Here is a 13,502-nt window from a genome sequence, read left to right as displayed (position 1 = left end):
CCCCCCGGGGGGTGGGGGAGTGGCGGTGGTATGCCAGGTACAACGCCCCGGCCCCGGCGACGATTCCGCCGTGCGGGTGGCCCCGGCCACGGGACGATCGGGCACGAACGGGCTTGTCCGGTGCGGGACCTCCGGTCGGAACCGGACGTCCGGGCGGCTACCGGACCCGGTGCGGTGGGTGGTGGACCCGGCTCAGTCGGCCCGGATCAGGTCGACCACCGCGTCCCGGGCCGCCCGGACGGCGTCACGCGACTGCTCGGTGTGGTCCAGGATGTCGAAGGCGTGCTGGCCGTCCGGCACCTCCACCAGACGCACCGGTCGCCCGACCTGGGCGGCGGCGTCGAGGAACGCGGCGATGCCGGCCAGCAGCCCGGGGAGCTTGTCCTGCCCGGCCCGGGTCAGCACCACCGGCGTCGTCGAGCCGGCACCGAGGGCATCGATCGGCAGGAACCGCGCCGGCACCTCCCAGCCGGGCAGCGGGACGAGCAGCGGATAGGTCAGCGCGATGCCCCGTACCCAGGCCGGCGCGGCGCGCAGCCAGTCGGCCGCCAGCAGGCACCCACCGGAGAAGAACCAGAGCACCACCCGCTGCGCGTCCACCCGGGGATCGGACCGGACGGCCTCGACCAGGCCGGCGATCTCGTCGGCGGTGGTGGGCAGCCCGGCGAGGTCGGTGACCCGGTAGCTGATGACGGCGGCGACCAGACCCTGCTCGGCGACGAGCGCCCCGTAGCCCCGGTAGAGCAGCCAGTCCCGAGGATCCGGTGCGCCCGGCGGAAGTGGGGCACCGTGCACGACCACCACGACGGGGTGCGGCCCGGGGCCGGTCGGCAGGTGCAGGTCGACCTGGCCGTGCCGCTCCACCGGCGCTGCGGGCGGTGACAACACGAAGGGTTGCTGCTCGACCGCATCATCCATGCCGGGAGCCTAGCCGTCGGCGGCCCGCCCGACTGCCCCGTCGGGGCCGCCGTGGGCGCCGTCCGTGGCCGACCGGCGACGGACGGCCCGGGGTCGGTCAGGCCGGGTCGTCGGCGGGCTTCGCGGCCTCGGCGTGCCGCTGCCGCAGCCGGTCCCGGATCTCCTCCGGGGTGTACGCGCGACGCCGCCGTTCGGCGCGGGCGACGACCACGCCGGTCGCGGCGACCCCCGCGATACCCGCCAACCCGAGGACCTTCCACCACTGCATCCGTTGCCGCATCGGCCTAGGGTAGACGCTCATGAGCATCAGCCTGGACGAGGCCGTCGACCTGAGCCGTACCGGTGACGTGTGGGTGTTCCGGGGGCGCAGCGTGCCGGACCGGGCCATCCAGTTCACCACCAACAGTCCCGTCAACCACGTCGGCATGGCGGTGGTGCTGGACGACATGCCGCCGTTGATGTGGCACGCCGAGCTGGGGCGGTCGCTGCGGGACATGTGGACCGGCACCCACCAGCGCGGTGTGCAACTGCACGACCTGCGCGACGCGGTCTGCGTCTGGGCCAACCGGTACGGCCAGCGCGCCTGGCTGCGTCAGCTCGAACCGTCGGCCGACCTGGCGATGGAGCAGGCGGTGCTGCAGACCGTGGCCCGGCTCGACGGCACCCCGTTCCCGTCCACCGCCCAGTTGGCCTGGCGGTGGGCCCGGGGGCGGGTCCCGCAGCTGCGCATCCCGTTGCCCCTGCCGGGTCGGCGGGACCGGGACGGCGAGCCGGCCGACCGGCAGCCCGGCGACCGGCCGACCGGCGACCGCGCGCTGGAGACCGCGTACTGCGCGGAGGTGGTGGCGGTGACCTACGAGGCGATGGGGTTGCTGCCGCCCGGCCGCCGGCCCAACTGGTACGACCCGGGCCGGTTCTGGAGCGGCGACGACCTCGACCTGGCCGGCGACGCACGGCTGGGCGCGGAGATCGAGGTACGCATCCCGCCCCGATGAGGTTTGCCGACGGGCGGCGACGGCAACTGGTGACGCCGTGAGAGCTTCCACCGATCTGGATACGCTGAGCGACTTCTTCGACCGTTACGGGGTGGCACTCACCACCGGTGACGTGCCCGCCATCGCCGGCTGTTACGCCCTGCCCGGGCTGGTGGTCGCCGACAGCTACAGCTTCTCGTTCAGCACGATGGCCGCCGTCGCGCTCTCCTTCGTCGGTGCCGCGCCCGACTACCAGGAACGGGAGCTGGTCGCGGCGCACGCGCTGATCGAGCAGGTCGAGCCGGTCTCCGCCCTGCTGACCATGGTCGCCGTGCGGTGGGAGTTCCTGGACAGCCAGGGGCGGGCGGTGCCCGGGGAGCGCTACCGCTACCTGCTGCGTGGCACCGAGGACGGCCCGGCGATCTGCACCGTCATCCGGACCGGCTGACCTGCGCGCGCCGGGCCTACCGCCCCCGCTGATCATCGCTACTGGACGGTCGCTAATCTCTGCGTACGGGATCGACCGAGGAGGATCATGCCGGGGACGCGCTGGACGCGGTGGACGTCTCGGTTGCCCCACGCGATCGCCGCGCTGCCCTGGACGCTCGCCTCGATCGCGGTGATCGTTCTGCTCTTCTTGCTGGTCAAGGCGTTGGTGGCGGTGCTCGGTCACGACCGTTACGCCGAGCACGGCGCCGGGGCGCGCAGCGAGGCCATCATGGTGCCGGGTGTGCCGGTGGCGACCGAGTCGGTGCTGCCGTCGCCGTCGCCCACCAGGACCCGCCCGGACTCCGGTGGCGGACCGGGCGTGGCCCTGCCACCGGCCGGTCGACCGCCCACCGCGTCCCGGTCGGCCACGCCGTCCCCGTCCCCGTCCGTGTCGCCGTCGGCCGCGACGCCCTCGCCGAAGCCGACCACGCTGCTCAACGACGACGCCCCGGGCATCTCCTACCGGGGGCGGTGGGCGGTCTCCCGGGACCGGCCGTACGGCGACCACCGCGACGACGTTCACTACACGATCCACGACGGTGACTCGTTCAGCTTCACGTTCACCGGCACGGGGCTGGACTACATCACGTCGCGGGACCCGGAGTACGGGGATGCCGACGTGTGGGTCGTCGATGCCGGCGGCCGGCCGGTGAAGCAGCAGCGGGTGAGCGCGCGGGCGAACCGTTACCAGCCCCAGCAGACGGTGTTCAGCGTCAGGGACCTTCCGCTCGGGACGTACACCATCTGGGCGGTCAAGCGGAACGGCGTCTACTTCCAGGTGGACGCGTTGCGGGTACGGGGCTGACGAACGGCGAACTGTCCGGTTAGGACAAAATCCGATGCCTCAGCCACTTTCCGGCAAACGCCGGGATCGTTACTCTTCTCGGACGGGGCCGACCAGGGAGGGTCATGTCCGGCATGCGTCGCGCACAACCGCGGGCACACGGAGCGGGTGCGCTGGCGTCGTCGCCATGGGTCGTGGTCGCCACCGGGGTGCTGGTGATGGTCGTGCTCCTGATCGTGGCGCTGGCGTCGTACCGCAGTCGTGGGCCGGCGTTCGAGGCGCGGCCGGCCGATCCGGTGCCGGCCTACTCGCTGCCCGGGTCGGGGGTGACCGACCGGGCGCCGGTGGCGGCGAACCTGCCCGAACCGGTCGTCCCCGGTCTGACGCCCCGCCGCACCGACCCGCTGCCGGTCGAGCTGCCCGCCGACGTCGTCGGGGGTGACCCGTCGGGTGGTGGCGGTGCGGTGTCCTCGCCGCCCGACGGGGTCGTGGTGCCGCCCGACGACCCAGGTGCGCCGCCCGCCCCGCCGGCCCCGCAGGCCACGCCGCCCGCGCCACCGGCCCCGCCGTCGTCGCCGATGACGGGTCGGTTCAGCGTGCGGGACAGTTGGAACAACGAGGCGTTCATCGGTGAGGTGCTGCTGCACAACCGGGACCGGGTGGCCCGGCCCTGGACGGTGCGGCTGGTCCCGCCCGCCGGCAGCAGGCTGGTCACCTCGTGGGTGGAGGGTGCGCCGCAGGGCACCCCCCGGATGTCGGGTGGGGTGTTCACGTACACCAGTGGGGTGAACGTCGCGCCGGGGGCGTCGGTGCCGTTGCGGTTCCACTTCGAGAACACCGGGGGCAGCATCCGGCCGTCGCGCTGCACGGTCGACGGGGTGGCCTGCTCCGGTCTCTGACCGTCGCGTCGGGTCGCCGGTCCGGTTGCCGTCGTTGCAAGTTTGCTGCTTTGTTGCGACTTGGTTTGCAAGGTATTGCAGAACCCTTTCGGAAAGGGCTAGCGTGCGGGCGAATCAGCGACCATAGGAAGGCCGTCGATGAAACCCCCGCTGCCGCGCAAGGCGCTGCTCGCCCTGGTCTCCACCCTCACCCTCGCCCTCGTCGGCGTCCCGGTCGCCGTCCGCCACCTCGGTGCCGACGCCACCGACCGCCCGTCCACCATCGACGCACTCGCCGCGGCCGGCGCCGCCCAGTGGGGTGTCGAACCCACCACCGAGGCGCTGCTCGCCGCCGGCACCGGTAAGGGACGCGCCGAGCAGTTCTACTTCGTCCTGCCGGACCGGTTCGCCAACGGCGACCGCCGCAACGACACCGGCGGTCTCACCGGCGACCGGCTGCGCACCGGGCTCGACCCGACCGACAAGGGCTTCTACCACGGTGGCGACCTCAAGGGCGTCATCGACAAGCTCGACTACATCCAGGGGCTCGGCACCACCGCCATCTGGCTGGCGCCGGTGTTCAAGAACCGCCCTGTGCAGGGCAGCGGCGCGGATGTCTCCGCCGGCTACCACGGCTACTGGATCACCGACTTCACCCAGGTCGACCCGCACTTCGGCACCAACGAGGAAATGAAGCGGCTGGTCAGGCTGGCCCACCAGCGGGGCATCAAGGTCTACCTCGACGTCATCGTCAACCACACCGCCGACGTCATCTCCTACGCCGAGGGCAAGTACGCCTACGTCGACAAGAAGACGTCGCCGTACACCGACGCGCAGGGGCGTGAGTTCGAGGACCGCAACTACGCCGACGGCACCCGGGACTTCCCGAAGGTGAACACCGACGCCGGCCCGTACACGCCGACGTTCGCCACCGGAGCCGACGCGGGCGTCAAGGTGCCGGCCTGGCTCAACGACCCGACGATGTACCACAACCGGGGTGACTCCACCTTCGCCGGTGAGAACAGCGAGTACGGCGACTTCTACGGCCTCGACGACCTGTGGACCGAGCGGCCCGAGGTGGTCCGGGGCCTGACCAAGGCGTACGGCGACTGGATCGCCAGCACCGACGTCGACGGGTTCCGGCTGGACACCGTCAAGCACGTCAACCTCGACTTCTGGCCGCAGTTCAGCCACGGCATCAAGCGCGCCGCCGACTCCGCCGGCAAGAAGGACTTCTTCATGTTCGGCGAGGTCTACAGCGCCGACCAGGAGGTCACCTCCACCTACGTGCGGCGCGGCGGGCTGCCGGCCACCCTCGACTTCTCCTTCCAGGAGGCGGCGCGCGGCTACGTCACCACCGACGGATCGGCGAAGGCGCTGGCCGACGTCTACGCCAAGGACCCGCTGTACGCCGCCCGGGACACCGACGCCGGCCGGCTGACCACCTTCCTCGGCAACCACGACATGGGCCGGATCGGCTCGTTCATCGCCGCCGCCGGGGGCGACGACGCCCGCCAGTTCGGCCGGGACCGCCTCGCCCACCAGCTGATGTTCCTCACCCGGGGTCAGCCGGTCGTCTACTCCGGCGACGAGCAGGGCTTCACCGGGCCGGGCGGGGACAAGGACGCCCGGCAGGACATGTTCGCCACCCGCACGGCGGACTACCTCGACGACGACCTGATCGGCACCACCCGCACCCACGCCGCGGACCAGTACGACACCACCCACCCGCTGTACCGCACCATCGCCGAGCTGGGCCGGCTGCGGGCCGCGCACCCCGGCCTGCGCGACGGCGTCCAGGTCACCCGGTACGCCGCCGACGGGCCGGGTGTCTTCGCCTTCTCCCGGATCTCCCCGGCCGACCGCACCGAGTACCTGGTGGCGGTGAACAACGCCGGCACCCCGCAGACTGTCACCGTGCAGACCTGGTCACCCGGCACCACGTTCACCGGCATCTACGGCGGCACGGCCACCCCGACCGCCGGCACCGACGGAAAGCTGAGCGTGACCGTCCCCGCCGGGTCGGCGGTGGTGCTCAAGGCCGGCCGGCCCGTCCCACAGGCCACCGCCAAGCCGACCGTCACCCTCACCGAGCCGGGCACCGACCCGGTCGCCACCCGGGCCGCCGTCACCGCTCAGGTGACAGGTGACCCGCTGGCCACCGTCACCGTCGCCGCCCGGGTCGCGGGTGGGAAATGGACCCTGCTGGGCAGCGCGCACACCGCGCCGTACACCGTGCACCACGACCTGACCGGGCTCGCCGGGGGCACCCGGGTCGAATACAAGGCGGTGGTCCGCGACGGAAAGGGGCGGACGACCGCCACCCGGTCGACCGGGGTGGTCGGCACCCCCGCGCAGGGCGCGTCCCGGGACTGGGTGGTGGTGCACTACCAGCGCCCCGCCGGGGACTACGCCGACTGGGGACTGTACGCCTGGGGTGACCTCGATCCGGCGTACGTCACGCAGTGGCCCGCCGGGCAGCCGTTCGCCGGGGAGGACTCGTACGGCCGGTTCGCCTGGGTGAAGCTCAAGCCCGGCGCCAAATCCGTCGGGTTCCTCGTGGTCGACAAGGCGGGCACCAAGGACGTCGCCAACGACCGCACCATCGACGTGACCACCACCGGCGAGGTCTGGATCAAGCAGGGCGACCCGGCGCTCTATCCCACCCGGCAGGCCGCCACCGGCGAACCCGACCCACCCGTCGACCCGGGCACCGCGATCATCCACTGGCGCAAGGCCGACAACGACTACGCCGGCTGGGGCCTGCACCTGTGGGACGGCGCGGCCACCCCGACCGACTGGGCCAGCCCGCTCCTGCCCGAGAAGGTGGACTCCTTCGGCGCGCTGTTCCGGGTGCCGCTGGCGGCCGGCGCGACCGGGCTCAACTACATCATCCACCGGGGCGACACCAAGGATCAGCCCGACGACCAGCGACTCGACCTCACCGGGGTCGGCCACGAGGTCTGGCTGCTGGGCGGGGTGCCCGGCCGGCTGCTCCCCGCCTCCACCACCGGGACGACGAAGGACCTCGACATCACGAAGCAGCAGGCGCAGTGGATCGACAGGTCCACGGTCACCTGGGCCGTCGGCCCGACCGACGGCAGGGCGTACGCCCTGGTGGCCGCCCCGGCGGGTGGGCTGAGTGTGGTCGACGGCGAGCTGTCCGGGACGTACACCTCGCTGCCGCTGCGGGCGCAGCGCAACGGGCTCACCGAGGCCCAGCGGGCGGCCTTCCCGCACCTGTGGGCCCACCAGGCGTTCCGTCTCGACCGGGCCGACCTGGCGAAGGTGCCGGCGGCGCTGCGCGGGCAACTCGTGGTGACCGAACGCGACGCCCGGGGGGCGCTGCTGCGCGCGACCGGGGTGCAGATCCCCGGCGCGCTCGACGACGTCTACCGGGCCGCCACCGACGCGACGCTCGGCGTCAGCTTCGCCGGTAAGGTGCCCACCCTCGCGGTCTGGGCGCCCACCGCCCGCACCGTCACCCTCGAACTGTCCGACACGCCGTCGGCGCAGCCGCGCACGGTGGCGATGCGCCGCGACGACCGCACCGGCGTCTGGTCGGTACGCGGCAGCCGCGACTGGACCGGCCGGTACTACCGCTACCGGGTCGAAGCCTGGCAGCCGGCCGCCCAGAAGATCGTCACCGCCTCGGTCACCGACCCCTACTCGGTGGCGCTCGCGGCGGACTCCACGCACAGCCAGATCGTCGACCTGGCCGACCCGGCGCTCGCCCCGCCCGGCTGGTCCGGGCTGCGCAAGCCGGCCGCGCCGCCCACGTCGAAGGCGCAGATCTCCGAGCTGTCGGTGCGCGACTTCTCGATCGCCGACAGCACCGTGCCGGCCGAGCGGCGGGGCACCTACCTGGCCTTCACCGACCCCGGCACAGCGGGGATGAGGCACCTGAAGGCGCTCGGCGACGCCGGGGTCAACTACCTGCACCTGCTGCCGGTGTTCGACTTCGCCACCATCCCCGAGAAGCGCGCCGACCAGCGGCAGCCCGACTGCGACCTGGCGACACTGCCCCCGGACTCCGACCGGCAGCAGGCGTGCGTCGCGGCGGTCGCCGACACCGACGGCTACAACTGGGGGTACGACCCGCTGCACTACACCGTCCCGGAGGGCGGCTACGCCGTCGACCCGGACGGGGCACGGCGGACCACCGAGTTCCGCCAGATGGTCGCCGGGGTCAACGGTGCCGGCCTGCGGGTGGTGCTGGACGTGGTCTACAACCACACCTCGGCCGCCGGCACCGACGCGAAGTCGGTCCTCGACCAGGTGGTGCCCGGCTACTACCACCGGCTGCTCGACGACGGCACCGTCGCCAACTCGACCTGCTGCGCCAACACCGCCCCCGAGCACGCCATGATGGGCAAGTTGGTGGTCGACTCGCTGGTCGTCTGGGCGAAGCAGTACAAGGTGGACGGCTTCCGGTTCGACCTGATGGGCCACCACCCGAAGGCGAACATCCTGGCCGTCCGCGCCGCGCTCGACAAGCTGATCCTGGCCCGCGACGGCGTCGACGGGAAGAAGATCCTGCTCTACGGCGAGGGCTGGAACTTCGGCGAGGTCGCCGACGACGCCCGGTTCGTCCAGGCCACCCAGACCAACATGGCCGGCACCGGGATCGGCACCTTCAACGACCGGCTCCGCGACGCCGTACGCGGTGGCGGCCCCTTCGACGCCAACCCGCGCGTGCAGGGCTTCGCCTCCGGCCTCTACACCGACCCCAACGGCGACCCGGTCAACGGCACCGCCGCCGAGCAGCAGGCCCGGCTGCGGCACTCCCAGGACCTGATCAAGGTGGGGCTGACCGGCAACCTGCGCGGCTACCGGTTCACCGACTCCACCGGCCGCAAGGTCACCGGGGCGCAGGTGGACTACAACGGCTCCCCGGCCGGCTACACCGCCGCGCCCGGCGAGGCGGTCACCTACGTCGACGCGCACGACAACGAGATCCTGTACGACGCGCTGGCGTACAAGCTGCCGACCGGCACCTCGGCGACGGACCGGGCCCGGATGCAGGTGCTCGCCCTGGCCACCACCGCCCTCGGGCAGGGGACCGGGTTCGTGGCGGCTGGCTCGGAGCGGCTGCGGTCGAAGTCGCTCGACCGCAACTCCTACAACTCCGGTGACTGGTTCAACCAGATCCGCTGGGACTGCGCCGAGGGCAACGGCTTCGGTGCCGGTCTCCCACCGGCGGCGGACAACCAGGACAAGTGGTCGTACGCGAAGCCGCTGCTGGCCGATCCGTCCCTGGTCCCGGACTGCGCCGCGATCGACCTGGCCGACGCCCGGTACGCGGAACTGCTGGAGATCCGGCGGTCCTCGCCGGTGTTCGGGCTGTCCACCGCCGACCAGGTGCAGCAGCGGGTCGCCTTCCCGCTGTCCGGGGCGAAGGAGACCCCGGGGGTGCTCACCATGACCCTGGACGCCCGGGGGCTGGGTGGCCGGTGGAAGACGGTGACCGTGGTCTTCAACGCCACCCCGACGGCGGCGAAGCAGACGGTGGCCGGGTTGCGGGGCACCGACACCACCCTGCACCCGGTGCTGGCCGACTCCGCCGACCCGGTGCTGCGGGCCGCCTCGTTCGACCGGGCGGCGGGCACCTTCACCGTGCCGGCACGCAGCGTGGGGGTCTTCGTCCAGTGTTGACCCGACGGCGCTTCGTCGTGCGCTGAGCAGGCGACGACCGGCCCCCCTCCGCGTGCTGCGGAGGGGGGCCGGTTCGCGTCCTGCCCGGTGTGCCGCCGTCACCGGCCGCACGTCACCCGAGGGTGCTCAGCCGAAGCAGTTCGGGATGGTGTCGCCCGGGATGGCCAGGCAGTTCGTCGGGCGGTTCGCGACGATCGCGGACTTGTCGTCCACGTTCACCACGCCCTCGAAGGTGAACACACCGCCCGGAGCGAAGGTGGCGAAGTTGTTGGCGACCTTCGTCCGGCTGAGGTTGACCTCGCCGAAGATGTTGAAGATGCCGCCGCCGACGCCGATCGGACCGAGGGCCCGGTTGGCGACGACCTCGGACTCACGCACCGTGGTGACGCTGTCCGCGTTGAACAGCCCGCCGCCGAAGAAGCCGGCGGTGTTCTCCTTGAGGTGGCTCTTCTCGATGGTGACCGCGCTGTCGAAGGCCACGGCCACGCCGCCGCCGACGCCCGCGGTGCTGTTCTTGGCCACCGTCGAGTGGTGCACGTTGACCTGGGCGTCCGCCGCCGCGATACCGCCACCGGCGAGCACCGCGGTGTTCGACAGGACCTCCGTGTAGCGCACTGTGGTGTTGCCCCCGATGTCGAGCAGGCCGCCGCCGAAGCCGAGCGTCTCGTTCTCGGTGATCTTGGACTTCTCGATCAGGACGGTGCCGCCGTCGACGTCCTCGGTGAAGATCTCCGCGGCGCCGTTGGAGATGCCGCCACCACCGATGACGGCGGTGTTGTCGGTGATCGTGGATTCGTCGACCTTGAGCAGGCCGGCGTTGAAGATGCCACCGCCGAAGAAGAAGGCGGTGTTGTGGGCGACCTCGGTGTGCCGCAGCGACGTGGTGCCGAAGTTGGCCAGCCCGCCGCCGTTGCCGCCGGACTGGTTCAGCACGACCGAGGTGTCGAACAGGTCGGCCGTACCACCCGGTTGCACCAGGATCCCGGCGCCGTCGTTGATGCCCGGCGTGAGGACCAGCGGCGTGACGGCCCCCGGCTTGGCCTTGGGTGCGAGCTGTACGGCGGCCTTGGGCGTGGCCTTCGGCGCGGCCTTCAGGCCGGCCTTCGGGTTCGCCTTGCGGACGGTGAGCGCCTGGGTCAGCGGGGTGCCGGCCTTCACCTGGGCGGCGATCGCCTGGGAGTCCGAGTAGGCCCCCCAGACCGTCTCCGGCGCGACGGCCGTGAACGCCTCGATGGTCTGCCCGCCCTTGATGGTCAGGCCCTTGATGCTCAGGTGGCCGCCGGGGCCCACGTTGAGGATCCGGAAGTAGTCGGCGGTGGCGTCCCGGGAGATCGTGGTGTGCTCACCCCGAAGGGTGATGTTCTGGGTGATCACCGGCAGGCCGTTGCCGTCCTGGTTGCGGGTCAGGTTGTAGGTGCAGCCCTTGGCCAGGTCCAGCACGCCGCCGTCGCGGCTGTTGGCGAAGACGATGGCCTGGATGAGCCGGTCGGTGTCGCAGGGCACCTCCCTTCCACGCTCGCGGTCCTTGCCCTCGTGCTCGTCCTTGCCGCCACGGTCGTCCTTGCCGCCACGGTCCGGGCCCTCGTCGCCGCGGCCATGGTCGCCGTCCTTGGTGACCTGCTGAGTGGTGTTCCACTTCAGTCCGCTCACCCCGACCGCCCCGGCACTGCCGGCGACGCCCACCGCGGCGAGACTGACCACACCTGTCAACCCGGCGACGCCACTGGCGAGCCAGAGCTTGCGACGGCTCCTGCTCCCCGTCGCCCGCGCGGAGGCTTCGTTGTTCGTTAGGTAGTTGGACATCGGAGCTCTCTGCCCTCTCCTCGTACCAGACAGGGTCGCCGCGCCTGAGCGGACGTCCCCTGCTACAAATCGGTTGTAGCTCCCGAAACCCACGGTATGAGAACGTTCCTCGCTATGAGGCCAAACCCGAAGAAAGCCCGCCTTATTTGCACGTTCCGGCGGTCGGTGACCCTCGGGACGAGCAGGTCCTCAGCGGGTGATCCCCTGTAACTCGCCGCAGGGGCGGCTTCAGCCGGGGATGGCCAGGCCAGGCGGGGCGGGAGCGGTGCGTGGGGCGGGAAAGACGGCGGCCCCGCCGCCGGAGGCGTCCGCCGAGGGGGCGACGCGTCCGGCGGCGGGGCCGCCGTGAACCGGGTGCGGGGGTCAGCCGGGCAGGCGGGGACCCGCCTCACGCTGCTCGGCCAGCCAGGTCTCCACCTCGTCGGAGCGGCGGGGCAGACCGGCCGACAGGTTCACCGAACCGGTCGCGGTGACCAGGATGTCGTCCTCGATGCGGACCCCGATGCCGCGCAGCTCCTCCGGGACCAGCTCGTCCTCCGGCTGGAAATACAGCCCCGGCTCGACGGTGAGCACGTAACCCTCACCGAGCTGGCCGTCGCGGTACTTCTCCTTGCGGGCGTTCGCGCAGTCGTGCACGTCGATGCCGAGCATGTGACTGGTGCCGTGCAGGGTCCACCGCCGGTAGACCGTGGAGGCCGGGTCCATCGCCTCGTCGACGCTCACCGGCAGCAGATCGAGATCCTTCAGCGCCTCGGCGAGCACCCGCATCGAGGTCAGGTGCACCTCGCGGAACCCCACGCCCGGCCGGATCGCGTCGATGCCGGCCTGCTGGGCGGCGTACACCGCGTCGTAGACCTGGCGTTGCAGCGGGGTGAACCGGCCGTCCACCGGCAGCACCCGGGTCACGTCGGCGGTGTAGAGGTTGCGGTTCTCCACGCCCATGTCCATCAACAGCAGCTCACCCGGACGGGTCGCGCCGTGGTTGTGCACCCAGTGCAGGATCGTCGCGTGCTCGCCGCCCCCGACGATCGAGCTGTAGCCGACGTCGTTGCCGTCGTGCCGGGCCCGCAGCGCGAAGATCCCCTCCAACAGCCGCTCGGAGACCCCCCGGTCGGCCGGCAGCACCCGGGCCACGTCCTCGAAGCCGCGTACGGTGGCGTCGACCGCGTCCTGGAGTTGGGCGACCTCCCACTCGTCCTTGACCAGCTTCAGCTCGGCGATCACGATCGCCAGCTCCCGGTCGCGGGCCGGCTGCCCCTCCTCCCGGGGGCCGTCCCACGGGCGCACCGCCGCGTCGACCCGCTGGTCGAAGCCGCGCAACACCCGGGTCCGCCCCGGTGCCATCCGCGCCAGCGCCCCGTCCAGCGCCGTCAGGTCCTCCGTGGGCAGGCCCAGCTCGGTGGACTTCTCGGCCAGGGTGTGCCGCCGGCCCACCCACAGCTCGCCGTGCCGGCTGCGGAAGAACTCGTCGGTCTCCCGCGAGGACCGGGGACGCATGTACAGCGTCGCGTCGTGCCCCGAACCGTTGGGGCGCAGCACCAGGACGCTGTCCGGGTCGTGGTCCCCGGTCAGGTAGGCGAAGTCGCTGCCCGGCCGGAACGGGTGGTCGGTGTCGTTGGCGCGTACCTTCTCGGTGCCGGTGGGGATGACCAGCGTCTCGCCCGGGAAGGCCGCGGAGAGCGCGGCCCGCCGCTTGGCGTGGTGCGGGACCTCCGGTCGGGGCCCGACCGGCAGGCTGGTGTCGCGCCAGCCGTGCCGCATGAAGGACAGGAACGCCTCCGGAAAGTCCGGGTCGTGCGATTCGGTGCCGTCCGCCGGCTTGCCTTCCGTCCGTTCCTCGGCCATGTCGGCTCCCTTCGCCTCGTCGCTCGTCCAGACGGTACCCCGGCTCCGGCCGGGCGGGGTGCCTGCGGTCCGGCACCGGACGCTCGCGCGGAGGGACAGCGCCGTCCGCTTCGCGCGGAGGGACAGAGCCAGCGGTGCCGCACGACCGGAATGTGC

The 13,502-nt window shown here is 72.2% G+C and carries 9 protein-coding genes; 5 read left to right on the top strand and 4 right to left on the bottom strand.

The genetic code is table 11. The annotated features are described in order from the left end of the window. Positions 1–192: 192 nt before the first annotated feature. Together AB0C22_RS24375 and AB0C22_RS24370 are read right to left on the bottom strand one after the other, a co-directional pair. Positions 193–918: a hypothetical protein gene (locus tag AB0C22_RS24375; RefSeq protein WP_357537189.1), complete on the bottom strand. Its 726-nt coding sequence runs from the start codon at positions 916–918 to the stop codon at positions 193–195. A gap of 97 nt (positions 919–1,015) precedes the next feature. Then, entirely contained in the window at positions 1,016–1,198 is a 183-nt protein-coding gene (locus tag AB0C22_RS24370; RefSeq protein ID WP_357537187.1) for a hypothetical protein, read from the bottom strand. A gap of 19 nt (positions 1,199–1,217) precedes the next feature. Here AB0C22_RS24370 and AB0C22_RS24365 point away from each other — a divergent pair, with 19 nt between their 5' ends. The 5 genes from AB0C22_RS24365 (at position 1,218) to pulA (ending at position 9,698) form a co-directional block, all read left to right on the top strand. Next, the gene (locus AB0C22_RS24365; RefSeq protein ID WP_219463684.1) at positions 1,218–1,913 is read left to right on the top strand and encodes a hypothetical protein; all 696 of its coding nucleotides are present in this window, start codon (positions 1,218–1,220) and stop codon (positions 1,911–1,913) included. A gap of 37 nt (positions 1,914–1,950) precedes the next feature. Next, positions 1,951–2,340 carry a hypothetical protein gene (locus AB0C22_RS24360; protein ID WP_208570927.1) on the top strand — a complete coding sequence of 130 codons (390 nt, stop codon included), beginning with the start codon at positions 1,951–1,953 and terminating at the stop codon, positions 2,338–2,340. 123 nt (positions 2,341–2,463) lie between these two features. Next, a complete protein-coding gene (locus AB0C22_RS24355) occupies positions 2,464–3,186 on the top strand; it encodes a hypothetical protein (RefSeq protein ID WP_357537185.1) in 723 nt (240 codons plus the stop codon). 104 nt (positions 3,187–3,290) lie between these two features. Beyond that, entirely contained in the window at positions 3,291–4,064 is a 774-nt protein-coding gene (locus AB0C22_RS24350) for a cellulose binding domain-containing protein (RefSeq protein WP_219463675.1), read from the top strand. Positions 4,065–4,202: 138 nt separating this feature from the next. Beyond that, a complete protein-coding gene (gene pulA / locus AB0C22_RS24345; RefSeq protein WP_357537182.1) occupies positions 4,203–9,698 on the top strand; it encodes a pullulanase-type alpha-1,6-glucosidase in 5,496 nt (1,831 codons plus the stop codon). Positions 9,699–9,824: 126 nt separating this feature from the next. Here the strand turns inward: pulA and AB0C22_RS24340 are convergent, their stop codons facing one another. Then, positions 9,825–11,501 (bottom strand): right-handed parallel beta-helix repeat-containing protein, encoded by a 1,677-nt coding sequence (locus AB0C22_RS24340; protein WP_219463671.1) that lies wholly within the window; start codon positions 11,499–11,501, stop codon positions 9,825–9,827. 363 nt (positions 11,502–11,864) lie between these two features. Further along, positions 11,865–13,346 carry an aminopeptidase P family protein gene (locus AB0C22_RS24335; RefSeq protein ID WP_357537180.1) on the bottom strand — a complete coding sequence of 494 codons (1,482 nt, stop codon included), beginning with the start codon at positions 13,344–13,346 and terminating at the stop codon, positions 11,865–11,867. Positions 13,347–13,502 lie beyond the last annotated feature (156 nt).

The organism is Micromonospora sp. NPDC048894 (genome assembly GCF_040649765.1).
Lineage (GTDB): Bacteria > Actinomycetota > Actinomycetes > Mycobacteriales > Micromonosporaceae > Micromonospora > Micromonospora antibiotica.
Note: the sequence above shows the minus strand (reverse complement) of the source record. Positions and strands in the feature narration are given on the sequence as shown.